This is a genomic window from Pantoea sp. Acro-807 (assembly GCF_011752675.1).
In the GTDB taxonomy this organism is placed as follows: domain Bacteria; phylum Pseudomonadota; class Gammaproteobacteria; order Enterobacterales; family Enterobacteriaceae; genus Pantoea; species Pantoea eucrina.
In genome coordinates this window covers 25966-52570 of sequence record NZ_VWXE01000005.1, presented here as the reverse complement: position 1 = coordinate 52570, position 26605 = coordinate 25966, and the positions used below count along the sequence as shown (strand labels likewise).

The following is a 26605-nucleotide window of genomic DNA, read 5'->3' as shown; positions in this document are numbered from 1 at the left end:
CGATTAATAACCGGCGCTGAGATCGTCAACCGAACGCGGATCGGAGGCGCCGTAGCGCATGCCATCAGGACCGATCATGATGCTCTGCGTGCTGCCCATTGCCGGCAGCACCTTCACGTGCTGGCCTTTCGCTTCCAGCAGGCGCAGCGTATCGGGACTGAAGCCTTTCTCCACGCGCAGCTGATCGGGCAGCCACTGATGATGAAAACGCGGCGCGTTAGTCGCTTCCGCCACGTTCATCCCGAAATCGATGCTGTTAACCACCATCTGCAGCACGGTCGTGATGATCCGGCTGCCGCCCGGGCTGCCGGTGACCAGCCAGGTTTTCCCCTCTTTGGCCACAATCGTCGGTGACATGGAGGAGAGCGGACGCTTCGCCGGCTGAATCGCATTCGCCTCGCCGCCGACCAGACCGTAAACGTTTGGCGTACCCGGCTTCGCGGAGAAATCATCCATTTCGTTGTTCATCAGGATGCCGCTGTTGCCTGCCACGATCCCGCTGCCAAAGTAGGTGTTCAGGGTATAGGTTACCGCCACAGCGTTGCCCGCTTTATCCACCACCGAGAAGTGGGTGGTCTGATTGCTCTCGTACGGTGCCAGCTTACCCGGTTTGATCTCTGACGACGGCCGCGCTTTGCTGACATCGATCTGCTGCGCCAGGGTCCTGGCATAGGCTTTGCTGGTCAGCGCCTGCTGCGGCACTTTAACGAAATCGGGATCGCCAAGATACTCTGAGCGATCGGCGTAAGCGTACTTCTCCGCTTCTGCCATGACCTGCATGGCGTCTGCGCTGCCAAAGCCCCACTTCGCCAGATCGAAGTTCTCCAGGATATTCAGGATCTGCACAATGTGGATCCCGCCCGATGAGGGTGGCGGCATAGAGAACACTTCATAGCCGCGGTAGGTGCCGCTGACCGGTTTACGCTCTACGGCACGGTAAGCGGCGAGATCCGCTTTGCCAATCAGCCCGCCGTGCTGTGCCATCTCGCTGGCGATCTCATCAGCAATGCGGCCGGTATAAAACGCATCGGCTCCCTGCTGCGCAATCAGCTGCAGGCTGCGCGCCAGGTTCTTCTGCACCAGCCGATCGCCTTTCTGGTAAGGTCTGCCATCCGCTTTGTAAAAAATTGCCCGGCTGGTGGCGTGATTGATCAGGTTCTCTTTGCCATAGGTGGCGAGATCGTCCGCCAGCGCATCGTTGACGATAATGCCGTCACGCGCCAGCTTTATAGCCGGGGCCAGCAGCGTGCGCAGCGGCAGCGTGCCATACTTCTTTGCCGCCAGCGCAAATCCCGCAACCGTACCCGGCGTACCAGACGCCAGGTGAGAAGTAAGTGATAACTTACTATCCGCATTACCCTGCTTATCAAGGAACATATCGCGCGAGGCGCGCGCCGGCGCCATTTCACGAAAGTCGATAGCAGCAGTCCGCCCGGACGCCGTGCGCAGCAGCATAAAGCCGCCACCGCCGAGATTACCCGCCTGCGGATGAGTAACGGCCAGCGCAAAGCCCACGGCGATCGCCGCATCCACCGCATTGCCGCCCTGCCTGAGAATATCCACGCCCACCTGCGTTGCCATCGCATCCACCGAAGCGACCATGCCGTGCTGCGCCTTTACCGGATGAAAGGTGTCGCTGTCAACGCCATAGGAGATCGGCGGCGCGCTTGCGGGCGCCGCAGCAGCCCCCTGCACCACGGTAAAACTCATTAACATCGCCCAGCTCAACTGGCGCAACCTGCCTGCTGTCCTCATCCTGCCACCATCCTTTTCAGTTGTTTACATTTGTTATTTATCGATGCAAGTGTTTGCTAAAGCAGTAAAAACATAACACTTAACGCAAATTGCACGCACGCCCGATTTCAGGCTTTGTGATATCGCATAAACTTATGATTAAGAGGCAGACGACCTGCGGGCCGCCTGTTTACACAGCAGGTCAGACGATCGGAGGGAATAATGAAAACATGGCTTATTGCGCTGGCAGCCCTGCTGCCGCTGAGCGGTATGGCAAATACGCTGAATAACAATAATGTGAATCAGCCCGGCTATAACCCAAGCCAGCAGCGTATGCAGACCCAGATGCAGACCCAGCAGCAGCAGCAGCAGCGCCTGCTGCACCAGGATCAGCAGCGGCAGACGCAAAATATGCAGCGGCAGCTGCAGGAAAAACGCGACAGCACCCGACAGCAGGTACTGCAGTCGCAGCCGGGTCAGAATACGCAGCAGAACGGCACCATGCCGAATAACAACTAACTGAAATCGGGACCAATGATGTCAATGCGATCGGTGCAGATGGCATCCACACCCCAGCTCAGCAGCTCGCGGGCACGCGCGGGCTGGTTAACCGTATAGGCCAGGATATGCAACCCGGCTGCCTTCAGCAGCGCGGTGCGCTCCGCGTCGAGCAGCCGGTAATTCAGGTGAATCGACACGCACTTCAGCTGGCTGGTCAGCGTCTGCCATGCGTCATCCCACTCATCCAGCAGCAGACCGCGCGGCAGCTCTGGCGCAGCCTGCTGTGCTGCTGCCAGCGCTTCAGGTGAGAATGAGGAGAGCAGCGGAGGTGTCTGTCCCTGCCAGAGCTGACGGGCGGCGAGCGCCACGGCAGCGCCCGTCTCCGCGTCGGTGCCGGTGGTGGGTTTAATTTCGATGTTCGCCATCATTCGGTGCTGACGACAGCGCGCCGCCACGTCCGTCAGCAGCGCCAGCGGCTCGCCCGTAAACGCCCCGCTGAACCAGTCGCCGGCATCGAGCTGTGCCAGCTGCGCCCACGTCTGTTCGCCCGCCACGCCCCAGCCGCTGCTGGTGCGATCGAGCGTGTCATCGTGCAGCAGAAAGATCTGTTTATCCTGCGAGAGTTTGGCATCAAACTCAATCATGGTATGGCCATAACGCGCGCCGGTATCAATTGCCGCCAGCGTGTTTTCCGGCGCGAGTTTACCGCCGCCGCGATGGGCCACAATTTTCGGGTAGGGCCAGTTGTTGTTACTCATTCCAGACGTTTTCCATGAACAGCATCGAAGAAGTGTAACGCATCCGGCGGCAGATGCAGCCACAGCGTGCTGCCCGCCTGCGGACGTTCGCTGTGCGGCAGCCGTACCACCAGCCGCGCCTGACCAAGATGGCCGTGTGCCAGGTTATCCGCGCCGAGGATCTCCAGCGTATCGACCACCAGCGGCACGCCGCCTGCTTCACGCGAAGAGAGATGAATATGCTCAGGACGGATGCCGAGCGTCAGCGGCCTGTTAGCCCACTGCGGCCGTCTCTCGCCCAGCGGCAGGCTGTTCAGCGCATCCAGCGTAAAGTGCAGGCCATCGCGGCTGATCTCTCCTGGCAGCAGGTTCATCGCCGGGGAGCCGATAAAGGCGGCAACAAACTGGCTGGCCGGACGCTCATAAACCTCTACCGGCGTGCCAACCTGCTCCACAATCCCTTTGTTCATCACCATCACCCGCTCCGCCAGCGTCATCGCCTCAACCTGATCGTGCGTGACGTAAAGGCTGGTGGTTTTCAGACGGCGGTGCAGCTGCTGCAGTTCAAGACGCATCTGCACGCGCAGGCGCGCATCAAGGTTGGAGAGGGGTTCATCGAACAGGAAGACAGCCGGTTCACGCACGATAGCGCGTCCCATCGCCACACGCTGCCGCTGCCCGCCCGAGAGTTCACGCGGTCGCCGGTTCAGCAGGTGGTCAAGCTCCAGACTACGCGCGGTCTCCAGCACGCGCTGGGCGATCTGCGCTTTGCCCATGCCGCGGATTTTCAGGCCATAGCCCATGTTTTCGCCTACCGTCATATGCGGGTAGAGCGCGTAGTTCTGAAACACCATCGCGATGCCGCGATCTTTCGGCTCCATCTCCGTGACCCGCTGCTCAGCAATAAAAATGTCGCCGGAGCTGACGCGCTCGAGTCCGGCCACCATGCGCAGCAGCGTCGACTTGCCGCAGCCGGAGGGCCCCACCATCACCATAAACTCGCCCTCGTTGATGGTGATGGTTAGCGGCTGGATCACCGCATTTTTGCCGTCATACGATTTCGTCACGCTCTGTAAGGTTACGCCTGCCATCTATTTCTCATTCTCCACCAGGCCACGCACAAACGCGCGCTGCATTACAAGAACCACCACAACCGGTGGGATCAGGGTTAATAACATCGCCGCCATCACTTCATTCCACTGCGTCGGGCCGCCGCTGGTGTTGATCATGCTTTTTACCCCCGCCACGGCGGTGCTCAGACTGGCATCATTGATAATCAGCAGCGGCCAGAGATACTGATTCCAGCCGTAGATAAAGGTGATCACAAACAGCGCGGCAAGATTGGTTTTTGACAGCGGCAGAACAATGTCCCAAAAGAAGCGCATCGGCCCGGCACCGTCAATGCGCGCGGCTTCAATCAGCTCGTCCGGCAGCGACAGGAAGAACTGGCGGAACAGAAAGGTGGCCGTTGCCGACGCCATCAGCGGCAGCGTCAGCCCGCTGTAGCTGTCGAGCAGATTAAGGGTGGCGATCACCTCAACCGTCGGGAAGATACGCACTTCAACCGGCAGCATCAGCGTAATGAAAATCAGCCAGAAAAAGAGCGTGCGCAGCGGAAAGCGAAACCAGACCAGCGCAAAAGCTGAGAGCATAGAGACGCTGATTTTGCCGATCGTAATCGCCAGCGCCATGATAAAGCTGTTCAGCAACATCATGCCAAACGCGGCGCTGCCGTTAACGCCCTGCGTCCAGATACGCGAAACGTTCTCCCACAGATGCGTGCCGGGCACCAGCGTCATCGGGACCTGATAAACCGCGGTGTTATCCAGCGTGGCGGCGACAAAGGCGACATAGAGCGGAAACAGAATGGTCAGCACGCCCAGAATCAGCAGCGTGTGGCTGAAAATATCCAGCCCGCGTCGGTTCTCAATCATTGATATTGCACCTTACGCTCAACAAAGCGGAACTGCAGAATAGTGAGACCAATCACCAGCAGCATCAGCACGACTGACTGCGCGGCAGATGAGGAGAGATCGAGACCGGTAAATCCTTCCCGATAAATTTTGTAGATAAGCGTGGTGGTGGACTGTACCGGCCCGCCACCGGTGGCGGCATCAATGACCGGGAAGGTATCAAAGAAGGCGTAGACCAGGTTGACCACCAGCAGAAAGAAGCTCACCGGCGTAATCAGCGGCAGAGAAAGATGAAAAAAGCGCCGTACCGGCCCGGCCCCGTCGATAGCGGCCGCCTCAGTCAGCGACTTCGGAATCGACTGCAGCGCCGCGAAGAAAAACAGAAAGTTGTAGCTCATCTGCTGCCAGATAGAGGCGAGCACGATCAGAAACATCGCCTGACCGCTGTTCTGCGCATAGTTCCAGTTATAGCCCATCTGATTAAGCAGATGGCTGAGCAGCCCAAGCCCTGGATTAAAGAGGAACATCCACAGCACTGCGGCGACCACCGGTGCCACCGCGTACGGCAGCAGCAGCAGGGTCTGATAGAGCTTCTGCAGACGCACAACATAGTCAACCAGCGCGGCCAGCAGGAGCGAGAACAGCATCCCCAGCACCGTGACCAGCAGGCTGAACACTATCGTGGTCCAGAAGGAGTCGAGATAGTAGGGATCGCTGAACAGACGGCTGAAGTTCTCCAGCCCGACAAAGGTGCTGGAGATGCCAAACGGATCGATGCTCTGCAGCGAATACCAGAGGGCCTCTCCGGCAGGCCAGAGAAAGAAGATGGCGGTGATAATCAGCTGCGGTGCCATCAGCAAATAGGGCAGCAGCCGGGCACGAAAGACCGGACGAGACGATGAGGGCATAGCGAACTCACGCTGAAAGCGGGAGCGACCCAGCGTCGCTCCCGGTGGATCGGATTTATTTCACCTGCTGTTCAAAGCGGCGCAGCAGTGCATTACCGCGCTTAACCGCGTTATCCAGCGCTGCCTGCGGCGTCTGCTTGCCGGTCCAGACGCCTTCCAGCTCTTCATCTACCACCGTGCGGATTTGCGGCATATTGCCGAGACGCATCCCTTTGGTGTATGGCAGCGGATCTTTGTTGAGCATCTGCCGGGTAGCGATATCCGCGCCCGGGTTCTTCTCATAGAAACCCTGCTTTCTGGTCAGCTCGTAGGCGGCGGTAGTGATCGGCAGGTAGCCGGTTTTCTGATGCCATTCGGCGGCAATCTCCGGCTGCGCGAGGAACTTCATAAACTCCGCCGCCCCTTTATAGGTGGCCGCATCTTTGCCTTTCATCACCCACAGGCTGGCGCCACCGATGATGGCGTTCTGCGGTGCTTCAGGCACGGTCTCGTCATACGGCATCATGCCTACGCCGAAGTTAAATTTGGCGTAGTGCTTGATATCCGCCAGCGAGCCGGAAGAGGCGGTCGTGATCCCGCAGTCGCCGTTATAAAACTTGGCGGTCGGCTCATCCTTGCGTCCAAAGTAGGTAAAATCACCTTTTTTGTTCATCTCTTCGAGCATCTGGATATGCCGCACCTGCACCGGCTTGTTGAACTCCAGCACCGCATCCGTGCCGTCGAAGCCATTGTTTTTACTGGCTACCGGCAGCGCATGCCACGCGCTGAAGTTTTCAATCTGGATCCAGCCCTGCCAGCCGCTGGCATAGCCGCAGCTCATGCCGGCTTTACGCAGCGCAGCGGCGTCTTTTGCCAGCTCCTGCCAGGTTTTCGGCGGCTGCTCCGGATCCAGCCCCGCTTTTTTAAAGGCATCTTTGTTGTAGTAGAGCACCGGCGTTGAGCTGTTAAACGGCTGAGAGATCAGCTGACCGCTGCTGTCGCTGTAGTAACCCGCCACGGCTGGCACAAACTGCTTCGCATCCATCTGCACGCCAGCCTGGCTGAACACGTCGTGCACCGGCACAATCGCTTTCGAGGCCATCATGGTTGCCGTACCGACTTCATAGACCTGCAGCAGCGCAGGCGCTTTACCGGTGCGTACCGCTGCGATCCCCGCCGCCAGGCTCTGCTCGTAGTTACCTTTGTAAGTGGGCACAATTTTGTAATCGGGATGCGCCTGGTTAAAACGCTGTGCCAGAGAGTCAACTTCTTTGCCTAACTCCCCTTCCATTGAGTGCCAGAAAGGGATTTCGGTCGCAGCCAGCGCGTTACCGCTGAGCGCCAGACCAAGCAACACACTCATCAGACGGGGACGAAGCGTTAAAGCGGTCATAAAGTTTTCCTGTGCTGTTAGGTACGCGCAATATCACGCATTTTTTGTTCGCGGAGTAACATGACACGGGAAGATGATAGAAAAATAACCGAAATATGACAGAGATATGACACACAGAAACGCGCCAGCCGGGCGGTAAAACGTGAACGTTGTGCACATTTTTCAGCAAAAAAGCGGCAGGCAGGAAAAAGGCGGCCCGGCAGGATACCGGGCCGCAGGCCGATCAGGCACCGAGATAGGCGCTGCGCACCGCTTCGTTAGAGAGCAGCGCCTCACCGCTGTCCTCCAGCACCACGTGACCGTTCTCCAGCACGTAACCGCGATCGGCAAGCTTCAGCGCCTGATTGGCGTTTTGCTCAACCAGAAAGATGGTCATCCCCTCTTTACGCAGCTGCTCAATAGTGTCAAAAATCTGCTGGATGATGATAGGCGCCAGCCCGAGCGAGGGTTCATCCAGCAGCAGCAGACGCGGCTGGCTCATCAGCGCACGACCAATCGCCAGCATCTGCTGTTCACCGCCGGACATGGTACCGGCACGCTGCACTTTGCGTTCTGCCAGCCGGGGAAAGAGCTGGTAAACCCGCTCAATACGCGTCTGATACTCATGCCGGCTGGCAAAGAAACCGCCCATCGCCAGATTCTCCTCCACCGTCATGCGGGAAAACACCCGACGCCCTTCCGGCACGATCGCGATCGCCTCCCGCATGATTTTTGCCGTCTGCCAGTCGGTAATGGTTTTTCCGTCAAACACAATGGTGCCGCTGGTGGCGCGTGGCTCGCCGCACAGCGTACCCAGCAGCGTGGTTTTACCGGCGCCGTTGGCACCAATCAGCGTGACGATCTCCCCCTGACTGATATGCAGATTAATATTGTGCAGCGCCTGGATCGGACCGTAGTGGGCGCTTACACCCTGCAGCGTTAACATCGGGTTTGCCATCTTACGCCTCACCTAAATAAGCCCGGATCACGTCCGGGTTGTTGCGGATCTGTTCCGGTGTACCGTTCGCCAGCGGCGTTCCCTGATTGACCACGTAGATGCGGTCGGAAATGCCCATCACCAGCTTCATATCGTGTTCAATCAGCAGTACTGATACCTTGTGCTCGCTGCGCAGCTCGGCGATCAGCGCATCCAGCTCATGCGTTTCACGCGGGTTAAGGCCCGCGGCCGGTTCGTCCAGCATCAGGATCTCCGGGCGCGTGACCATGCAGCGGGCAATTTCCAGCCGGCGCTGCTGGCCGTAAGCCAGATTACCCGCCTGGCGGTTTGCCAGCTCCAGCAGGCCGATACGCTCCAGCCAGATGGCTGCGCGATCGAGCGCCTCGCTCTCACCGCGGCGAAACGCCGGGGTTTTTAACAGGCCGGAAAAGACGCCGCTTTTCAGATGCTGATGCTGCGCCACCAGCAGATTTTCAATCACTGTCATCTCACGGAACAGCCGCACGTGCTGAAACGTGCGCACAATGCCCATGCGCGCGATTTTCTGTCCCGGCAGGCCCTGCAGCGGCCGATCGCGCAATTTAATGGTGCCGCCGGTCGGCTTATAGAAGCCGGTCAGGCAGTTAAACACGGTGGTTTTACCGGCACCGTTGGGTCCGATAAGTGAAACAATCTCCTGCGGATGCAGCGCCAGTGCCACATTGTTGACGGCCAGCAGGCCGCCAAAACGCATCATCAGGCCTTCAACGGCTAATAAAGGCTGACTCATGCCTGCTCTCCCTGTTTGCTCTTTTTCAGTTTCAGATGCGGACGCTTCATCGGTAGCAACCCCTGCGGACGCCAGATCATCATCAGCACCATCAGGCCGCCCAGCACCAGCATGCTGTACTCATTAAGATCGCGCATCAGTTCACGCGATACCACCAGCAGGATCGCCGCGAGGATCACCGCCAGCTGAGACCCCATCCCGCCCAGTACCACGATAGCCAGCACAAAAGCGGATTCAACAAACGTAAACGACTCCGGGCTGACAAAGCCCTGGCGCGCTGCAAACAGCGTCCCGGCAAAACCGGCAAATACGGCGCTGATGGTAAAGGCGGTCAGCTTGATGCGCGTCGGGCTCAGCCCCAGCGAGCGGCAGGCGATCTCATCTTCGCGCAGCGCTTCCCATGCGCGCCCCAGCGGCATACGCAGCAGGCGATTGATCACAAATAGCGTCAGTACCACCAGCAGCAGCGCGACCAGATAGAGGAAAATCACGCGGTGATTGGGGTTGTAGGCAAGCCCGGTCAGCTCGTGGAACGTCGTCCAGCCCCCTTCGCTGACGCGGCGGCCAAACTCAATGCCAAACAGGCCGGGTTTGGGGATTTGCGCGATACCGTTCGGCCCGCCGGTAATCGACGTACTGTTCAGCAGCAGAATACGCACGATTTCACCGAAACCGAGCGTGACAATCGCCAGATAGTCGCCGCGCAGGCGCAGCACCGGAAATCCCAGCATCAGGCCAAAGGCGCCCGCCACGATGCCCGCCAGCGGCAGGCTCTCCCAGAAGCCAAAACCGTAGTAGTGGTTCAGCAGCGCAAAGGTATAGGCGCCAATGGCATAAAAACCGCCGTAGCCCAGCACCAGCAGTCCGGAGAGGCCAACCACCACGTTAAGCCCCAGTCCCAGCATGACGTAGATCAGCGTCAGCGTAGCAATGTCGATGCTGCCGCGTGAGGCAAACAGCGGCCACGCAACGGCAGCGACGATCAGCAGCGCCATCAGCAGTTTCTGCTTCGCGGTAGATCCATCAAACGCCGGCAGCACAAAAGCTTTACCGCTGCGGCGAAACCGGCCTGAAAACAGCGGACGCAGCAGCTGAAAGATAAAGACCACCGCGCAGCCGGCGAAGATCCAGTTCCAGCGAACCTCGCCCGCGCTGACCACAATCAGCCGGGTGCCATCCAGGTCGAGACGCATGCCCATAAAGAAGCTGGCCAGTACCAGCAGCATTGCCGCGGAAAGCACGGCGTTAAGCAGCCCGAGACGCTTCATACTTTCTCTACCTCCGGGCGGCCCAGGATACCGGTTGGCATCACCAGCAATACCACGATCAGCAGCGCAAAGGAGACCACATCTTTATATTCCGTCGAGAGGTAAGCTGACGTCAGCGCTTCCGCAATGCCGAGTACCAGTCCGCCAATCATGGCGCCCGGAATACTGCCGATACCGCCCAGCACCGCTGCAGTAAATGCTTTCATGCCGGCCATAAAGCCGATAAACGGGTTGATTGAGCCGTAGAACTGCCCCAGCAGCACGCCAGCAACCGCTGCCATAGCCGCACCAATCACAAAGGTCAGCGAAATGACGCGGTCGGTATTGATGCCCAGCAGGCTCGCCATTTTCAGATCTTCTGCGCAGGCGCGGCAGGCGCGGCCCATACGCGAATAGCGGATAAACAGCGTCAGCGCCAGCATTGCCAGAAACGTCACTACCCAGATCACCAGCTGCATGGTGGTGAGCGTGGCGGCGAAGCCGTTGCTTTCACCCAATGTCCACTGGCCGGTGATCAGACTGGGCAGCGCCAGATCGCGCGAGCCCTGGGTCAGGCTGACGTAGTTTTGCAGGAAAATAGACATCCCGATGGCGGAGATAAGCGCAATCAGCCGCTTGGAAGCGCGCACCGGCTTATAGGCAACGCGTTCAATACTCCAGCCGTAAGCGCTGGAGATGATCACTGCCATGATAAAACCGGCGGCGATCATCAGCCACGAGGTATCAATGCCCATCATCATCAGGGCGGCAATGACAATAAAAGAGACATAGCTGCCGATCATGTAAACCTCGCCGTGGGCGAAGTTGATCATGCCGATAATGCCATACACCATGGTGTAGCCAATCGCGATCAGCGCATAGGTGCTCCCGAGGGTGACCCCGTTGAACATCTGCTGAATAAAATAGAGAAACTGCTCGGACATAATGAGGACCTGCAAGTGGATCAGAGATTCCCTCTCTGGGGTAAGAAAGGGTCAGGGCAGCAAACCGCTCGCGGCGCGTCTGCCAGCTCCCTGCCCCCGCCCGCGCACGGGAGGGGGAGATAGTTACGCTATGCGGTAGAACCGGTTAACAGCGCTTATTTCACTGCGGTTGATGAGCCATCTTTGTGCCATTTAAACACGCCGAACTCGAACCCTTTCAGATCGCCTTTCTGATCCCAGCTCAGGTTGCCCATCACGGTTGGCACCGGTGCGCCCTCTTTCAGGTTTTTTGCAATCGCATCGGGCTCATCGCTTTTGCTGCGCTCAATGCCCGCCACCAGCGACTGGATTGCGGCATAGGTGGTCCAGACAAACGGGCCGGTCGGATCTTTGCGGTTTGAAGCGCTGTTGCCCTTAATGGCATCAACGATCGCTTTGTTCTCCGGCAGCTGGTCATAACGCTTTGGCAGCGTGACGTACAGCCCTTCTGACGCATCGCCAGCAATATTGGAGAGTGAGGCGTTACCCACGCCCTCTGGTCCCATAAAGCCCGCTTTCAGGCCGGCAGTTTTTGCCTGGCGCAGGATCTGCCCCAGCTCCGGGTAGTAGCCGCCGTAGTAAACAAAATCGACGTTCTCTTTCTTCAGGCGGGCAATCAGCGTGGAGAAATCTTTATCGCCGGCGGTGATGCCCTCAAACAGCACCACGTTGCCACCTTTGGCCTTCAGGGTTTTCTGCACGGACTCCGCCAGACCCTGGCCGTACTGCTGCTTGTCATGCACAACGGCAATACGCTTCGGCTTGATCTGCTCCAGAATATAGGTCGCTGCCGTCGGCCCCTGATCGGAGTCGAGACCGGTAGTGCGCATAACGTCAGCATAGCCACGCGCCGTCAGTTCAGGGGCGGTGGCGGCCGGCGTGATCATCAGAATGCCTTCATCGTTATAGATGTCAGATGCAGGCTGCGTAGAAGAGGAGCAGAGATGGCCGATAACATATTTAATGCCGTCGTTAACCACTTTGTTCGCCACCGCAACCGCCTGTTTCGGGTCGCACGCGTCGTCATACTCCACGCCAACCAGCTTGTCGCCGTTTACGCCGCCTTTGGCATTAATATCTTTGATCGCCTGCGCTGCACCCGTGAACTGCATATCACCATATTGCGCGACCGGGCCGGTTGCTGCACCCACGATAGCGATTTTAATATCGGCAGCCAGCGCGGCATGGCTCAGTGCCAGTGCAACGCAGCCCGCCAGTAACGCGCGTCCTTTACTCATCTTCATGCGTACTTCCCCATCTGTTATGTCGTGTCTGTTGTGATTGGTTTTATTTCAGCCAGTGAAAGAGGAAACTGATTCAGATAGAAGGAGTTAGCGCTCTTATCTGGCTTTTTTTGTTAAAACAGCTTTATTTTCAGGTTATTAAACAGGAATTTTCTGCTGTAAATCAACTGACATATTCAGTAATGAGCGGCCTGAACAGCATAATACTCTGGAGGTTATGGCCGTAATTTGTGCACCAGGGTAGCGTGTTATGCTGGCTTATTCGGCAATCGTTGCGGGCTTACTCCACAATCCTGGCAAAGTGTCTGCCATTTGACCTGTTTTTATCGCAAAAAAGTGACAGCGCTCTGACTGTATAAATTCGCTACACTATGCCCTTTCTGCCAGTACAGGTACGGGTTATGAAACTCACTATTCAGCGTATCGTTTCACTTACGCCGCAGGATCGCATCGACCTCGCTAAAATCTGGCCACAGCAGGATATTGCGCAGCTGGAAAAGACATTGAGTGATACGCAGCGGCTCTATGCCGCGCGGTTTAACGATCGGCTGCTGGGCGCGCTGCAGCTGGAAATCCGCGGTACCCACGGCAAAATCACGCACTTTGAAGTCCGTGAGGCTACGCGCCGGCGCGGCGTCGGGCGTTACTTACTGGAGGAGACTCTGGCGCAGAATGGTTCGCAGGATCACTGGTGGATTGCGGATGATGGCTATGCTGACCAGGGGATCCGGGCGGCGTTTATGCAGGCGTGTGGCTTCCGCGCGCAGGCAGATGGCTGGGTAAAAGTGGCAGAGTAGCGTTACGCGGCCGGATGGCGGACATAAAAAAGGGCAACCCTGAGGTTGCCCTTATTACCGTCTGCGAACTGTCAGGCTTCAATCGCCATGCGCAGCTTTTTCATCGCATTCTTTTCCAGCTGACGCACGCGCTCCGCTGAAACGCCATAGCGGTCGGCCAGCTCCTGCAGCGTGGTTTTATTGTCATCATCCAGCCAGCGGGCACGGATGATATGCTGACTGCGTTCATCCAGGCTGAGCATCGCATCACTCAGCTTATCCGCTGCGTGGGCGTCCCAGTTATCCTCTTCGATACCGTCAGCGAAGTCTGATGTTTTATCCTGCAGGTAGAGTACGGGAGCCATTGGCTTGCCGTCGCCCGCCTCATCGTCAGAGGACATATCAAAGGTCATGTCCTGTGCCGCCATACGCGACTCCATCTCCAGCACATCTTTCGTGCTGACGCCGAGTTCACGCGCCACCATGTCAACTTCATCCTGATTAAACCAGCCCAGACGCTGCTTGGTTTTACGCAGGTTAAAGAACAGCTTACGCTGCGCTTTGGTAGTAGCGACTTTGACAATGCGCCAGTTGCGCAGCACGTACTCGTGGATCTCTGCTTTGATCCAGTGCACTGCAAATGAGACCAGGCGCACGCCCACTTCCGGATTAAAACGGCGCACCGCTTTCATCAGGCCGATGTTGCCTTCCTGAATCAGATCCGCCTGTGGCAGACCATAACCTGCATAGTTACGTGCGATGTGAACAACAAAGCGCAGGTGTGACAGGATCAGCGTTTTCGCTGCATCCAGATCGCCCTGGTAATGCAGCCGCTCAGCCAGTGCTTTTTCCTCTTCTGCCGTCAATACCGGCCAGTTGTTGGCAGCCCGAACGTAAGATTCCAGGTTACCCAGAGGAGCAATCGCTAAAGTTTGCATTTCTTTGGTCATTCAAACCCTCACAAATTCAATGGAGTTGCTGCGCGTGTCCTTACGCAGACGCTACAGTATGTCAACGTCAGGCGAAAACCAACAGCAATCTGTGCTAATTAGACGCCAGGGTTATCCACAAGTTCAATTATAGCAGTGAATATTTTACACACAGGTGACAGCGGGGAAAATCGGAGCATTCCTCTGCGCCTGCATCGCTGGCGGCAGAGGAAGAGTATATCAAAAAATCGTTGCCATGGGTTACTGCGGCGTAAATCGGCGTAAATGTTGTACAGTGGCAAGCCAGGCAGCAATCCAGCCAATAATGGCGGCAATCAGCAGCAGCAGCAGGCCTTCGTCCCACGCAAAACCTTCCAGCGTAAAGGCGGTGCCAAACACCGACGCGACCTGCGCCACCACCGACTGCAGTCGCAGCACCAGCACTTCAGACAGCACCAGCGACAGCAGCGCACCGGCAAAACCGAGCAGCGCACCGCCATAGAGGAACGGCCGCAGGATAAAGCCATCCGTTGCGCCAATCAGCTTCTGGACGTTGATGGTGTCACGCCGGGCAAAGATGCTGAGCCGGACGCTGTTACCAATCACCAGGAACACTGCCACAATCATCAGCAGACCGATCATAGAGGCCACCTGCCCGACCAGACCGGTCAGCGCCGCCAGACGGGCAAACCAGCTGTCATCCATCCGTACTTCATCCACGCCCTGCACTTTTGCCACCCGATCGCGCAGGCTTGCCATAGTGTCTGAGTTCTGGAAATTAAGCTTCGGCGTGATGATGGCCACCGCCGGCAGCGGATTCTGCTCCAGCAGATCCATCGCGCCGCCAAAACCAGACCAGTTGCGAAACTCACTCTGCGCCTCGTCGCGCGTCAGGTAGTTCACACTGTCGACGCCTTCCAGCTGCTTAAGCTGTGCGGTGACGTTTTCTGCCGCACTGTCGTCCAGCGTCTTGTCGAGATAGACCGTCAGCTGCGGCGCCGGATACCACTGGGTGGCCGCCTGGCTGACGTTTTTCCACACCATGTAACAGACGCTCGGCAGCGTCAGTGAAATCGCGATAACCATAACGGTAAGCAGCGTTGCCAGCGGCTGGCGCCACATATCAGACAGGGTGCCGCGCAGGGCGTAGCGCCACTGCTCCTGCCAGCCACCTTTTAGCGCTTTGCGCTTTGACGGCGTTTTAGGCTGCTTTGCCGCTCTGGCCGCCGCCGGGCGCTTGTTGCGTTTATTGACCATCGTGGCCTCCGTGCAGACGTCCCTGATTCAGCGTCATCACGCGGTAGTTACGCCGCGCGATCAGCCCCAGATCGTGGGTTGCCATCAGTACCGTTACCCCGACCCGGTTGAACTCTTCAAACAGGCGCAGGATATCTTCTGACAGCGCATTATCGAGGTTACCGGTGGGTTCATCTGCCAGCAGTACGGCGGGTTTATTAACCACCGCGCGCGCAATACCCACGCGCTGCTGTTCACCGCCGGAGAGCTGAATCGGGTAACTTTTCGCTTTGTCGAGCAGGCCGACTTTATCCAGGGCCGCTGAAACACGACGGCGGATATCTTCGCCGCTGGCGCCGGAAATAATCAGCGGGATAGCCACATTGTCATAGACAGAGCGATCCATCAGCAGATGGTGATCCTGGAAAATCATGCCAATCTGGCGCCGCAGAAACGGCACTTCGCTGTGACGCAGGCGGGAGATATCGTGCCCGCTGAACCAGATCTGTCCGGCGCTCGGACGCTCAATGCCGCAAATCAGCTTCAGCAGGGTACTTTTACCCGCGCCGGAGTGTCCGGTCAGGAAGGACATCTCGCCGGGACGCAGATGAAAATCAACGCCCTGCAGCGCCTGGCGCCCTCCAAGATAAGCCTTACTGACTTCTTCAAAGCGAATCATGCCAATCATTCCTCTCGGGCAAACAGTGCCTCAATAAAGTCTTCGGCCTTAAATGGCCGTAAATCTTCGATGCCTTCTCCGACACCGATATAGCGAATAGGAATGCCGAACTGATCGGCAATGGAGAAGATAACGCCCCCCTTCGCCGTGCCGTCCAGCTTGGTCAGGGCGATACCGGTCAGCCCTACCGCTTCATTAAACAGTTTTGCCTGACTCACCGCATTCTGTCCGGTGCTGGCATCTAACGTCAGCATCACTTCATGCGGCGCATCCTCATCCAGCTTCTTCATCACGCGGGTGATTTTTTTCAGCTCTTCCATCAGGTGCGATTTGTTCTGCAGGCGACCAGCGGTATCCGCAATTAACACATCCACATTGCGCGACTTCGCCGCCTGAATAGCATCGAAAATCACCGAGGCGGAATCCGCACCGGTATGCTGTGCCACAACCGGAATATGATTGCGCTCTCCCCACACCTGCAGCTGCTCGACCGCAGCGGCACGGAAGGTATCGCCGGCAGCCAGCATCACCGATTTGCCTTCCGCCTGATACTGGCGCGCTAGTTTACCGATAGTGGTGGTTTTGCCGACGCCGTTTACGCCGACCATCAGGATCACAAACGGCGTTTTGCCACTGACATCCAGCGGCGCATCGACTTTATCGAGAATGCCGGCCATTTCCGCCTTCAGCAGACCATAGAGCGCTTCAGCATCGCGCAGCTGTTTGCGGCTCGCCTGCTGAGTCAGGCTGGTGATAATCCGGCGAGTAGTTTCCACGCCCACATCCGCAATCAGCAGCTGCTCTTCCAGCTCGTCAAACAGGTCGTCATCAATCTTTTTACCGCGAAACAGGCTGATAAAACCTGAGCCAAGGTTGGTGCGCGTTTTAACCAGGCTGCGCTTGAGGCGCGCAAAAAAGCCCTCTTTAGTCGGGCGCTCCTGCTCCTGCGCCACAATAGGCGCGGCCGCCAGCGGAAGATCGCTTACGGTGTCTGCAGAGTCTGCAGCGGCGTCTTCAGCGTAGGTTTCCGCCAGCGCCAGTGCCTCCAGCTCTTCATCGCTGAGCGGCGCATCCTCATCTGCCAGAGGTTCCGCTTCCGCCAGCTGGCTTTCATCGCCGGGCAGAACCGGTTCCGGCGCGACGGCGGCTGTCAGCGGTGGCTCCCCGGCAGTGGCAGCCGGTATCTCTTCCGGCAGCGGCGCCAGTTCAGGTTCTTCTTGCGGCAGGGTCTCTTCAGCAACCGGCAGCGGCGCCCGTTCAGGCTCCTCTTCCGGCAGGATCTCTTCATTAACCGGCAGCGGCGCCAGCTCAGGCTCCTCTTCCGGCAGGATCTCTTCATTGACCGGCAGCGGCGCCAGTTCAGACTCCTCTTCCGGCAGGATCTCCTCCGGCTGCGCGGTGATGATGGCCTCTTCAGGTGGCAGCGCATGCCGGGCTGCCTGATCTGCTGCCGCCTGCTCTTTCGCCAGTTGCTCCGTCAGCGCAACGGTTTCTGCTGCCTGCGCTTCGGCACGCTCTGACGCACTCTCTTCAGCGGCAGCGGGCTGAGCCTCCTCTGCAGGCTGCTCTTTTACCTGCTCTTCAGCCGGGGCGGGTGCCTGCTCTTCCTTGCCTAATCCCAGCCAGGAAAAAAAGCCGCGTTTTTTCTCTTTTGCCATTGTGTAACTACACTCCTCGATGGCTTATTCCCGGTAGCACGCTGTCCCCAGGGGATATAAATTCAGTTTTTTAGCTTTCTGCGGCGTAAAATCAGCGAATTACGCACGCTTGTATCGTTCAATAGTCTAACACTTTCCGGCCACCGCACCACAGCACCCTTTTTTACGTTTCTTCTGCCTGTCGCGCCCGTTAAACTACGCAACAAATTATGACGAGTTGTGAGCAAAATGAGTAAATCACCCCGCAGCGGCGGCGGCGCTGGCCAGATCCGCATCATTGGCGGCCAGTGGCGCGGCCGTAAACTTCCGGTGCCGGATAGCGCAGGCCTGCGCCCCACGACCGATCGCGTACGCGAAACCCTGTTTAACTGGCTGGCGCCCGATCTTCCGCAGGCGCGCTGCCTCGACTGCTTCGCCGGCAGCGGCGCGCTGGGTCTCGAAGCGCTGTCGCGCTATGCGGGTTCAGTCACGCTGCTGGAGCTGGAGCGCAGCGTAGCGCAGCAGCTGTCGCGCAATGTCGACACGCTGCGCGCCACGCAGGCGACGGTGGTGCAGACCAGCGCGCTGCAGTGGCTGGCGCAGCCTGGCGAAGCTTTTGATATCGTATTTGTCGATCCGCCCTTTCGCAAAGGGTTGCTGGCGGAGACGCTGGCGCTGCTGGAGCGCAATCAGTGGCTGAGCGCAGACGCGCTGATTTACGTGGAAAGTGAAGTGGAACAGGGGGCGCCTGACGTGCCCGCCAGCTGGCTGCTTTACCGGGAGAAGATCGCCGGTCAGGTCGCCTATCGACTCTATCAACGCCAACAGGAGGCGCATGATGTGGCTTAATCTGGGACGGTTACTGATGATTTGCGTCTGGGCTTTTCTGCTGCTTAATCTGGTGCACCCTTTCCCCACACCGCTGCGCTATTTTGTGCATGTCGCCCTGTTTTTCATGGTGATTATGCATGGACTGCAGCTGGTGCTGCTGCGCGCCACCCAGCCCAAAGAGGCGCCGAAGCTGAGCGGCGCCACGCAGGCTAAGATTTTCTTTTTCGGGGTATTTGAGCTGCTCGCCTGGCAGAAAAAGCACTATCCGAAGATGTGATCCGGCGCTAACCGGGGCACCTTTGCCGGCGCTCCGGTTTCAGCGCGCGGGGGTAAAGCTGACAAAACGGCTGCCCTGCATCTTCAGCTCGCCTTTTACGCCCTTATCCATCTGGTGATAATCGCTGGCGCTGACCGCGGTTTTAATGTCGCTCGCCCCGTTCAGCGGATGAAACCAGGCTTCATATTTCATCTCTTCACCGGCAATCTCTTCGCGCTGACGCGAACGACGATTCGGTGCCGGATATTCACGCTTGGTTTTTACCTGCACGGTCAGCGATCGTACCGGGGAGGCGTCGTTAACCGCAGCTTCCCGCCGCTGCTTGATAAACTGCCGGGTCGCCAGAATGGCGATAATCGCCAGGACGATAAAAAAGATTAGCGGTGGTTTGCTCATGTTTTTGCTCGCACTTCACTTCATTTGATCATTAAAAAAGAAGCTAAAGCATACAACCAGAGTTGCCCGATTGTCACATTTGCCAGCGGTAACTTAAACTCAAAGAGAGTCTGGGATATTTCAACAGTGTGGACATCTGGTCTACAAAAGGGAGAAAAAATGCTTTGGTCTTTCCTTGCAGTACTTTTTTCCGGCTGGCTTTATGTGGATGCCTCCTATCGCGGTCCGCAGTGGCAACGCTGGCTGTTTAAACCTGTTACCCTGCTGCTGCTGGTTGCCTGGGCCTGGCAGGCACCGGCTGTGAATACCACTGACTATCTGATCCTTGCCGGACTGATTGCCACGCTGGCAGGCGATGCGCTGATGCTGCTGCCCCGACAGCAAATGCTTTATGCGCTGGGCGCGTTTTTCCTTTCGCATCTGCTCTACACCATCAGTTTTACCGCCCATATGACCATGAGCTTCTACTGGCCTATTCCGCTGACGTTTCTGATTATCGGCGTTGCGGTCATTGCGCTGCTCTGGACGCGGCTGGAGGAGCTGCGCTGGCCCATCTGTACCCTGATTGGCATGACGCTGGTGATGAACTGGATGGCGGCTGAAAACTACTTTTTCCGTCCGACCGACTACAGTTTCTCGCTGCTGATTGGTGCGGGCCTGCTGCTGCTGGCCAATATTATCTGGTTTATTTCACACTATCGCCGCCGCTTCAGCGCTGACAGCGCCATTGTCGCCGCCTGCTATTTTGCCGGTCATTTTATGATCGTGCGTTCACTCTGGCTCTCCTGATAATCCGGCCATTCCGGGCTTGACTCTGGAGCTGACTCCAGAGTGTAGCCTTCAGTAACGGGCAGCTGCCCGTTACTGATACCGGAGGCTCCATGCATCAACAGATTTCCCCCTGCGGCTGTGACCGGCCGGGCAGCAAACTGCGGCCACACGCTGCCGTGCGCCCCCTGCCCGCGGCCCGCTTCACCCGTCTGACCACGCCCGTCACAACCGGCACCGCCTGCTGTGCCGGAAGCGCGGCGTCAGCTGACGCGGATGAAAACAGAGACTTTGCTAACGGGCTGCCTGCACTGCGCTGGCGAATTACCGGGATGGACTGCCCGGGCTGCGCGCGCACTATCGAAACCGCCGTGCAAAAGTTGCCGCAGGTCACGCAGGCGCGCGTGATTTTTGCCAGTGAAAAGCTGGAAGTCTGCGCTCCCGCTGCCATGCAGGCCGCTATAGAACAGGCGGTAAAACAGGCGGGCTTCAGGCTGCACGCCGCTGATGCCCCCGCTCCCCCGCCAGCGACTTCATGCTGGCGCGATCGCGCCGCGCTGCTGCTGCTGGCACTGCTGATGCTGACGAGCTGGCTGATAAGTCAGCAGTCACCGATCTGGGGCGATCGCCTGTTTGTTGCGACCGCGCTGGCCGGTCTCCTGCCGGTCGCGCACAGCGCCTGGCAGCGGATCCGCAGCGGCTCGCCTTTCTCAATCGAAACGCTGATGACGGCGGCGGCAGCCGGCGCGCTGGTAACGGGCGCTCATGCCGAAGCTGCGATGGTGCTGCTGCTGTTTTTAATCGGTGAGCGGCTTGAGGCCTGGGCCGCAGCGCAGGCGCGACGCGGTGTGACCGCTCTGATGGCGCTGCGTCCGGAGCGTGCGACACGGCTGCAGGGCGCGCAGCGCGTTGCGATCCCGCTGGCGGCGCTGCAGCCGGGCGACATTATTGAAGTTGCCGCCGGCGGCCGCCTGCCGGTTGATGGCGAGCTGCTGCAGTTCAGCGCCAGCTTTGATGAAAGCGCATTAACCGGTGAGTCCCTGCCGGTGAGCCATCAGCCCGGCGATCGGCTGATGGCGGGCGCCACCAGCGTTGATCGGCTGGTGCAGATAAAAGTGACCTCTCTGCCGGGAGAGAGCGCTATCGATCGTATCCTGCAGCTCATTGATGAAGCGGAGAGCCATCGCGCACCGGCAGAACGCTTTATCGATCGCTTTAGCCGCATCTATACGCCGGCCATTATGCTGCTGGCGCTACTGGTGATGGTGGTCCCGCCGCTCTCTGGCCTGGGAGAGTGGCAGCCGTGGATCTATAAAGGGCTGACGCTGCTGCTGATTGGCTGCCCCTGCGCGCTGGTGATCTCAACGCCGGCGGCGGTGACTTCAGCGCTGGCCTCTGCCGCGCGTCAGGGCGTGCTGCTTAAAGGCGGCGCCGCGCTGGAGCAGCTGAGCCGCGTGCAGGTTATCGCCTTCGACAAAACCGGCACGCTGACCCTGGGTAAACCGCAGGTTACGGCGATCCACGCTTTCGGTCAGACTGACGAAGCGGCGCTGCTGCGCCTCGCGGCGGCGGCAGAGCGCGGGTCCGGGCACCCGCTGGCGCAGGCGATTATCGCAGAAGCCGCGAAACGGCAGCTGACTCTGCCGGATGCGCAACAGCAGCAGGCGCTGGCGGGCAGCGGTATTCGCGCGAGCATCGACGGCGTCCCTTATCAGCTGCTGACACCGCGTGCCGCGCCGGGATTGAGCGATCAGCAGCGGCAGCGTGTGATGGAGTACGAGCGCGAGGGCAACACGGTGGTGATCCTGCTGCAGGCAGATCGGCCGCTGGGGCTGCTGGCGCTGCAGGATCGGCTGCGTGAAGAGGCTGCGGCGGCTATCGATCAACTCAGAGCCGCGGGGATCGCCAGCGTCATGCTGACCGGTGATAACCCGCGTGCGGCCGCCGCCATAGCGGCAGAACTTAATATTGAATATCGGGCGGGTTTGCTGCCGGCAGACAAAGTCAGTGCCGTACGCGCGCTGAGCCAGCAGCAGCCGCTGGCTATGGTAGGTGACGGCATTAATGATGCGCCAGCGATGAAAGCGGCGGCTATCGGGATTGCTATGGGCAGCGGCACCGACGTGGCGCTGGAAACGGCCGACGCTGCGCTGACGCAGAACCGCCTGACCCTTCTGCCGCAGACCGTCGCGCTGGCGCGGCGCGCCCGCGCCATCGTGCTGCAGAATATTACGCTGGCGCTGGGGCTGAAGGCGCTGTTTCTGCTCACGACGCTGCTCGGCTTAACCGGCTTGTGGCTGGCAGTGCTGGCCGATTCGGGCGCTACGGCGCTGGTGACCGCAAACGCTCTGCGTCTGCTGCGCCAGCCCCCCGTCAGGCCTCCGCGCCTTTCCTGATCAGATACTGGTACGGCAGCGCTTCGGTCTGCTGTGCCAGTAAATCGTGATCCATAAAGCGGCAGAAGCCGGGGATATCGCGCGTAGTCGCCGGATCGTCGGCAATAATCAGCAGCGTTTCACCCGCCTGCATCGTGCGTACCGTCTTGCGTACCATCATCACGGGTTCAGGGCAGCGCAGGCCCAGCGCGTCCAGCGTGTGGTCGGGTGCGGAGAAAGGATCGCTCATGATTCTCTTATCGGTCAGTAAACAGGGATGCTCATTCTAGCTCGCCATTTCCGCAGCGCAAGGCGACAACGATTGCGTTAAAATTAACCGTTGCATAAATTGCGCAACGGGTTAAGATGCCGTCCGATTTTTCAATACCGTTGCTTAGTCCCCAAAATCGTTAGTCTTTTGGCACGCGCAGCCAGCGCAGCAAAAATGCGAACGATGAAGGGATGGGTTCCCTCACCCCATTGTTAAAAAAGGCTCAATATGATCGCTTTTTCTGCGCGTCAGCGCATGCACGCCCTTTTCTGGCTGTCGCTGTTTCATCTGCTGGTGATCACCTCCAGCAATTATCTGGTTCAGCTGCCGGTCGCTATTTTCGGTTTTCATACCACCTGGGGTGCGTTTAGCTTTCCCTTTATTTTTCTCGCAACCGACCTGACCGTGCGTATTTTTGGCGCCCCGCTCGCGCGACGCATTATTCTCGCGGTGATGATCCCGGCGCTATTTATCTCGTACGCTATCTCCTGCCTCTTTTATCAGGGGGCATGGCAGGGCTGGGCGTCGCTGCAACAGGTCAATCTGTTTGTCGCCCGTATCGCCTGCGCCAGCTTTATGGCCTATGCGCTGGGTCAAATCCTTGACGTTCACGTCTTTAACCGTCTGCGCCAGCTGCCGCAGTGGTGGATAGCGCCAGCCTGCGCCATGTTTCTCGGCAACGTCAGCGATACGCTGGCCTTTTTCTTTATCGCTTTTTATAAGAGCCAGGATCCCTTCATGGCAGCGCACTGGGTCGAGATTGCCTTGGTGGACTACAGCTTCAAAGTGCTGATCTGCCTGATCTTCTTCCTGCCCGCCTACGGCCTGCTGCTGAATGCCGCCCTGAAGCGCATGGCGGAACGGCATCAGGCCCGCCAGATCAATTTCGGCTAATGTGCCATAGACGAAATGGCGCGGTGCGCTAAGATTTCCTGACACATCGGCGGTTGCTTTTGACCGCCGATTCCGTTTGTATAAGCCAGACTGCAATTGTAAAAGGGAACAGAATGCGCAACGTAGTGAAGTATGCAGGTATCGGCCTGCTGGTGCTGGGCCTGGCGGCGTGCGATCAGAAAAAAGAGGATGCTGCTGACAACAGCGGTACCAGCGTCAGCCAGTCCGCTCAGACGGTGAATCTGATGGAAGGGAAACTGAGCTTTACGCTGCCTGCGGGCATGTCTGATAAGAGCGGTAAACTCGGCTCTGAATCCACCAATATGCACGTCTACGCTAATGAAACCGGCCAGCGCGCCATTATCGTGATTGCCGGCGACCCGACCAGTGACTCACTTGAGACGCTCTCAAAACGTCTGGAGCAGCAGCAGCGCAATCGCGATCCGCAGCTGCAGGTGGTGTCGAATAAAGCGGTAACGCTGAAAGACCAGCCGGCACAGCAGCTGGATACGGTGATTTCCGCTAACAACCAGACATCGTGGTCAACGGTGGTGCTGGCAAAAGTCGATAACCAGCTGCTGACGCTGCAGATCACCCTGCCGGCAGAGAATCAGCAGCAGGCGCAGAGCGATGCAGACAGCATTGTGAAGAGCATTACGCTGAAGTAAGCCGTTACCCGATGCGCATTAATGCGCATCGGGCCATATTTTGCAGGGTCGCCATTCATGGCGACCTTTTTTATAACCGCACCGGCGAAATATGCCAGATCTCATCCGCATACTCCTGAATGGTGCGATCTGACGAGAAGTAGCCCATACCGGCGATATTCAGCGCTGCACGCCGCTGCCACTCATCCGGCTGCCGGTAAAGCTTATCCACTTTATCCTGCGTATCCACATAGCTGCGGTAATCCGCCAGCAGCTGATAGTGGTCACCAAAGTTAACCAGCGCATCAAACAGGTTGCGATACCGTCCAGGCTCCTGCGGACTGAACACGCCGGTGGCAATCTGCGTCAGCACTTGGTGCAGCTCAGCATCTTCCTCAAAGTATTTGCGCGGGTTGTAGCCCTCTTTGCGCAGCTGCTCAACCTGCGGCGTGGTGTTGCCGAAGATAAAGATGTTCTCTGCGCCCACGTGCTCGCGCATCTCCACGTTTGCGCCATCCAGCGTGCCGATGGTCAGCGCGCCGTTTAGCGCAAACTTCATGTTACTGGTGCCGGAGGCCTCAGTACCCGCCGTGGAGATCTGCTCGGAAAGATCGGCCGCCGGAATGATGATCTGCGCGAGGCTGACGCCGTAGTTAGGAATAAACACCACTTTCAGCTTGTTCTTTACCTGCGGATCGTTGTTGATCACGTCAGCCACATCGTTGATCAGATGGATAATGTGTTTTGCCACGTAGTAGGCCGAGGCGGCTTTACCGGCAAAAATATTTACGCGCGGCACCCAGCTGGCATCGGGATCGGCTTTGATCCGGTTATAGCGGGTGATCACATGCAGCACGTTAAGCAGCTGCCGTTTGTACTCGTGAATACGCTTGATCTGTACATCGAACAGCGCGTGCGGATTGAGCACGATATCCATATTCTTGGCGACCCATGCCGCCAGCCGCTGCTTGTTGGCAAATTTGGCATCGGCAACCTGGCGAATAAACGCCGGGTAGTCGATATGCGGCTGCAGCTCGCTGAGCTGTGACAGATCGGTGCGCCAGGTGCGGCCAATGGTTTCATCCAGCACGCCGGAGAGCGCCGGATTCGCCAGCGCCAGCCAGCGACGCGGCGTCACGCCGTTGGTCTTGTTGCAGAAACGTCCCGGAAAGAGCCGGGCAAAGTCGGCAAACAGCGACTGCACCATCAAATTGGAGTGCAGCTCAGAGACGCCGTTTACTTTGTGACTCACCACCACCGCCAGCCACGCCATACGGATGCGGCGGCCATCATTCTCATCGATAATCGAGATGCGCGACATCAGATCCCAGTCGTCGGGATAGTGCTCCTGAATCGTCTTCAGGAAGTAATCGTTGATCTCGAAAATAATACTCAGGTGACGCGGCAAAATTTTGCCGATCATATCTACCGGCCAGGTCTCCAGCGCCTCGCTCATCAGCGTATGGTTGGTATAGGAGAAGATCTGACAGGTGACTTCAAACGCGTCATCCCAGCTGAATTTATACTCATCAATCAGCAGCCGCATCAGCTCCGGGATCGCCAGAACCGGATGCGTGTCGTTCAAATGGATAGCGACTTTGTCAGCAAGGTTGTCCCAGGTTTCATGCATTTTCCAGTGGCGATGCAGAATATCCTGCACCGTAGAGGAGACAAGAAAGTACTCCTGACGCAGCCGCAGCTCGCGTCCTGAGTAGGTTGAATCATCCGGATAGAGAACCCGCGAAACGTTCTCGGAATGATTTTTGTCCTCGACGGCCGCAAAGTAGTCGCCCTGGTTAAACTTGCCGAGATTGATCTCATTGCTCGCCTGCGCCCCCCACAGCCGCAGGGTATTGGTGGCATCGGTGTCAAAACCGGGAATGATTTGATCGTACGCCATCGCGACAATCTCTTCTGTTTCAATCCAGCGAACGCGCGCGCCCTCATGCTGCAGACGACCGCCGAAACGCACTTTATAGCGGGTATTATGGCGCTGAAATTCCCACGGATTGCCATACTCCAGCCAGTAGTCCGGCGACTCACGCTGCTGGCCATCGACAATGTTCTGCCGGAACATACCGTAGTCATAGCGGATGCCGTAACCGCGTCCCGGCAGGCCTAACGTTGCCAGCGAATCTAAAAAGCAGGCGGCCAGACGACCAAGGCCGCCGTTGCCGAGTCCGGGATCGTTCTCCTCTTCCATCAGTTCGCTGAGATTGAGTCCCATCTCATCCAGCGCCTGATTGAGATCGTCATAAATGCCCATCGCCAGCAGCGCATTGCCCAGCGTGCGGCCCATCAGGAACTCCATCGATAGGTAGTAAACCTGACGCACATCCTGCGACAGCTGCGCACGGCTGGAACGCAGCCAGCGCTCCACCATACGGTCGCGCACCGCGAGCAGCGAGGCGTTCAGCCACTCGTGTTTATTCGCGATTGAAGGATCTTTGCCAATCGTAAACATCAGCTTATAGGCGATTGAGTGCTTCAGCGCTTCAACCGTCAGCGTGGGTGAGGCGTAGGTGAAAGGTGCATTCATATCCG

General features: G+C 58.1%; 26 protein-coding genes. 8 read left to right on the top strand and 18 right to left on the bottom strand.

The genetic code is table 11. From position 1 onward, the window contains the following. Window positions 1–3: 3 nt before the first annotated feature. Entirely contained in the window at window positions 4–1755 is a 1752-nt protein-coding gene (gene ggt / locus F3J39_RS12970) for a gamma-glutamyltransferase (RefSeq protein ID WP_104085620.1), read from the bottom strand. Between the two features lie 201 nt (window positions 1756–1956). Between ggt and F3J39_RS12965 the strand changes: the two genes are divergently transcribed. After that, window positions 1957–2253 (top strand): DUF2756 domain-containing protein, encoded by a 297-nt coding sequence (locus tag F3J39_RS12965; RefSeq protein ID WP_039381941.1) that lies wholly within the window; start codon window positions 1957–1959, stop codon window positions 2251–2253. Here the strand turns inward: F3J39_RS12965 and ugpQ are convergent. From ugpQ to F3J39_RS12915, 10 genes are all read right to left on the bottom strand, one after another. Beyond that, window positions 2250–2993, bottom strand: coding sequence for a glycerophosphodiester phosphodiesterase (ugpQ, locus tag F3J39_RS12960; RefSeq protein WP_166714292.1), 744 nt, complete (start codon window positions 2991–2993; stop codon window positions 2250–2252). The two genes, F3J39_RS12965 and ugpQ, sit on opposite strands and share 4 nt — an antisense overlap. Further along, window positions 2990–4063 carry a sn-glycerol-3-phosphate import ATP-binding protein UgpC gene (locus F3J39_RS12955; RefSeq protein WP_039381936.1) on the bottom strand — a complete coding sequence of 358 codons (1074 nt, stop codon included), beginning with the start codon at window positions 4061–4063 and terminating at the stop codon, window positions 2990–2992. The genes ugpQ and F3J39_RS12955 overlap by 4 nt, the downstream gene beginning before the upstream one ends. Continuing rightward, window positions 4064–4906 carry a sn-glycerol-3-phosphate ABC transporter permease UgpE gene (gene ugpE / locus F3J39_RS12950; protein WP_039381934.1) on the bottom strand — a complete coding sequence of 281 codons (843 nt, stop codon included), beginning with the start codon at window positions 4904–4906 and terminating at the stop codon, window positions 4064–4066. Next, window positions 4903–5793, bottom strand: a complete 891-nt coding sequence (gene ugpA, locus F3J39_RS12945) for a sn-glycerol-3-phosphate ABC transporter permease UgpA (RefSeq protein ID WP_039381930.1) — start codon at window positions 5791–5793, stop codon at window positions 4903–4905. The genes ugpE and ugpA overlap by 4 nt, the downstream gene beginning before the upstream one ends. A gap of 55 nt (window positions 5794–5848) precedes the next feature. After that, entirely contained in the window at window positions 5849–7165 is a 1317-nt protein-coding gene (ugpB, locus tag F3J39_RS12940; protein WP_071668456.1) for a sn-glycerol-3-phosphate ABC transporter substrate-binding protein UgpB, read from the bottom strand. A 223-nt stretch (window positions 7166–7388) separates the two neighbouring features. Beyond that, window positions 7389–8102 carry a high-affinity branched-chain amino acid ABC transporter ATP-binding protein LivF gene (gene livF, locus F3J39_RS12935; protein ID WP_071668457.1) on the bottom strand — a complete coding sequence of 238 codons (714 nt, stop codon included), beginning with the start codon at window positions 8100–8102 and terminating at the stop codon, window positions 7389–7391. 1 nt (window position 8103) lies between these two features. Then, window positions 8104–8871, bottom strand: a complete 768-nt coding sequence (gene livG, locus F3J39_RS12930) for a high-affinity branched-chain amino acid ABC transporter ATP-binding protein LivG (RefSeq protein WP_039381923.1) — start codon at window positions 8869–8871, stop codon at window positions 8104–8106. Beyond that, on the bottom strand, window positions 8868–10139 hold the full coding sequence (locus F3J39_RS12925) for a high-affinity branched-chain amino acid ABC transporter permease LivM (RefSeq protein ID WP_094111289.1): 1272 nt from the start codon (window positions 10137–10139) through the stop codon (window positions 8868–8870). The genes livG and F3J39_RS12925 overlap by 4 nt, the downstream gene beginning before the upstream one ends. After that, window positions 10136–11062: a high-affinity branched-chain amino acid ABC transporter permease LivH gene (gene livH / locus F3J39_RS12920; RefSeq protein ID WP_039381919.1), complete on the bottom strand. Its 927-nt coding sequence runs from the start codon at window positions 11060–11062 to the stop codon at window positions 10136–10138. The genes F3J39_RS12925 and livH overlap by 4 nt, the downstream gene beginning before the upstream one ends. 155 nt (window positions 11063–11217) lie before the next feature. Further along, window positions 11218–12345, bottom strand: coding sequence for a branched-chain amino acid ABC transporter substrate-binding protein (locus F3J39_RS12915; RefSeq protein WP_104085622.1), 1128 nt, complete (start codon window positions 12343–12345; stop codon window positions 11218–11220). 401 nt (window positions 12346–12746) lie between these two features. On the opposite strand from F3J39_RS12915, the gene panM reads away from it, so the two are divergent. Beyond that, window positions 12747–13142, top strand: a complete 396-nt coding sequence (panM, locus tag F3J39_RS12910) for an aspartate 1-decarboxylase autocleavage activator PanM (protein ID WP_039381914.1) — start codon at window positions 12747–12749, stop codon at window positions 13140–13142. Window positions 13143–13213: 71 nt separating this feature from the next. On the opposite strand, the gene rpoH is transcribed toward panM, so the two are convergent. From rpoH to ftsY, 4 genes are all read right to left on the bottom strand, one after another. Next, a complete protein-coding gene (rpoH, locus tag F3J39_RS12905) occupies window positions 13214–14071 on the bottom strand; it encodes an RNA polymerase sigma factor RpoH (RefSeq protein ID WP_039381911.1) in 858 nt (285 codons plus the stop codon). Window positions 14072–14311: 240 nt separating this feature from the next. Beyond that, a complete protein-coding gene (gene ftsX / locus F3J39_RS12900; protein WP_104085623.1) occupies window positions 14312–15307 on the bottom strand; it encodes a permease-like cell division protein FtsX in 996 nt (331 codons plus the stop codon). Beyond that, entirely contained in the window at window positions 15297–15965 is a 669-nt protein-coding gene (gene ftsE, locus F3J39_RS12895; RefSeq protein WP_065650521.1) for a cell division ATP-binding protein FtsE, read from the bottom strand. The genes ftsX and ftsE overlap by 11 nt, the downstream gene beginning before the upstream one ends. Before the next feature lie 5 nt (window positions 15966–15970). Further along, window positions 15971–17623 (bottom strand): signal recognition particle-docking protein FtsY, encoded by a 1653-nt coding sequence (gene ftsY / locus F3J39_RS12890; RefSeq protein WP_166714291.1) that lies wholly within the window; start codon window positions 17621–17623, stop codon window positions 15971–15973. A gap of 228 nt (window positions 17624–17851) precedes the next feature. Between ftsY and rsmD the strand changes: the two genes are divergently transcribed. Both rsmD and F3J39_RS12880 read left to right on the top strand, forming a co-directional pair. Further along, a complete protein-coding gene (rsmD, locus tag F3J39_RS12885) occupies window positions 17852–18451 on the top strand; it encodes a 16S rRNA (guanine(966)-N(2))-methyltransferase (RefSeq protein ID WP_108570117.1) in 600 nt (199 codons plus the stop codon). Continuing rightward, window positions 18441–18710 (top strand): DUF1145 family protein, encoded by a 270-nt coding sequence (locus F3J39_RS12880; RefSeq protein ID WP_039331733.1) that lies wholly within the window; start codon window positions 18441–18443, stop codon window positions 18708–18710. The genes rsmD and F3J39_RS12880 overlap by 11 nt, the downstream gene beginning before the upstream one ends. Window positions 18711–18749: 39 nt before the next feature. Here the strand turns inward: F3J39_RS12880 and F3J39_RS12875 are convergent, their stop codons facing one another. Then, a complete protein-coding gene (locus tag F3J39_RS12875; RefSeq protein WP_039381903.1) occupies window positions 18750–19106 on the bottom strand; it encodes a DUF2500 domain-containing protein in 357 nt (118 codons plus the stop codon). A 159-nt stretch (window positions 19107–19265) separates the two neighbouring features. Between F3J39_RS12875 and F3J39_RS12870 the strand changes: the two genes are divergently transcribed. Beyond that, window positions 19266–19895, top strand: a complete 630-nt coding sequence (locus F3J39_RS12870) for a lysoplasmalogenase (RefSeq protein WP_039381901.1) — start codon at window positions 19266–19268, stop codon at window positions 19893–19895. 92 nt (window positions 19896–19987) lie between these two features. Beyond that, window positions 19988–22270, top strand: coding sequence for a zinc/cadmium/mercury/lead-transporting ATPase (locus tag F3J39_RS12865; protein WP_166714290.1), 2283 nt, complete (start codon window positions 19988–19990; stop codon window positions 22268–22270). On the opposite strand, the gene tusA is transcribed toward F3J39_RS12865, so the two are convergent. Beyond that, window positions 22248–22499, bottom strand: coding sequence for a sulfurtransferase TusA (gene tusA / locus F3J39_RS12860; RefSeq protein ID WP_039381895.1), 252 nt, complete (start codon window positions 22497–22499; stop codon window positions 22248–22250). The two genes, F3J39_RS12865 and tusA, sit on opposite strands and share 23 nt — an antisense overlap. Window positions 22500–22748: 249 nt before the next feature. Between tusA and F3J39_RS12855 the strand changes: the two genes are divergently transcribed. Next, entirely contained in the window at window positions 22749–23414 is a 666-nt protein-coding gene (locus F3J39_RS12855; RefSeq protein ID WP_039381893.1) for a 7-cyano-7-deazaguanine/7-aminomethyl-7-deazaguanine transporter, read from the top strand. A 113-nt stretch (window positions 23415–23527) separates the two neighbouring features. Next, window positions 23528–24082 (top strand): DcrB family lipoprotein, encoded by a 555-nt coding sequence (locus tag F3J39_RS12850; protein ID WP_039381890.1) that lies wholly within the window; start codon window positions 23528–23530, stop codon window positions 24080–24082. Between the two features lie 70 nt (window positions 24083–24152). On the opposite strand, the gene glgP is transcribed toward F3J39_RS12850, so the two are convergent. Continuing rightward, on the bottom strand, window positions 24153–26600 hold the full coding sequence (gene glgP / locus F3J39_RS12845; RefSeq protein WP_039381888.1) for a glycogen phosphorylase: 2448 nt from the start codon (window positions 26598–26600) through the stop codon (window positions 24153–24155). Window positions 26601–26605 lie beyond the last annotated feature (5 nt).